Raw genomic sequence first — 650 nt, 5'->3', positions numbered from 1 at the left:
TGAGTGGCTCAGGAGTTTATGATGGTTCAGAGTTACATGAAGCCGTGCTAGCCCTGCACGCCATCGAAAAAGCTGGTGCTACTTGGCATTGCTTCGCTCCAAACATTGATCAATTACACGTCATCAATCATCTCACTGGCGAAGAAATGGATGGGCCACGCAACGTGCTCGTTGAAGCGGCACGCATCGCGCGTGGAAACATTGAGGATGTGGCTAGACTGAACGTTGAAGACTTTGATGCGCTATTGTTACCAGGTGGCTTTGGTGCAGCAAAAAATCTGACTGACTTTGCCGTTTCTGGCGCGGAATGCTCGATTAATACACACGTTGCACAAGCTTGCCGTGCATTCGCAAATGCCAACAAGCCTGCCGGTTACCTCTGCATTGCCCCTGTCATTATTCCTATGATTTACGAACATGGCGTAAAAGGCACAATAGGTAATGATGACGCAACCGCAGCTGCGTTTCACCAAATGGGTGGAGAGCACGTTGAATGTAACGTAGATGAGTATGTGTTTGACGAGAAACACAATGTGCTTTCTACGCCAGCTTACATGTTAGCGCAGAATATCTCACAAGCAGCTTCAGGAATCGATAAATTGGTATCAAAATTGGTCGAAATCGCCTAATTACTGATAGATAACTTAAAA

At 46.5% G+C, this 650-nt stretch carries 1 protein-coding gene; it reads left to right on the top strand.

The window, feature by feature from the left end; all coding sequences use genetic code 11:
• The coding region (gene elbB, locus R7Q09_RS26250; protein ID WP_318143955.1) for an isoprenoid biosynthesis glyoxalase ElbB at positions 1-629 on the top strand (629 nt) is incomplete at its 5' end.
• Positions 630-650 lie beyond the last annotated feature (21 nt).

This window comes from Vibrio sp. 2130-1, assembly GCF_033339515.1.
Note: the sequence above shows the minus strand (reverse complement) of the source record. Positions and strands in the feature narration are given on the sequence as shown.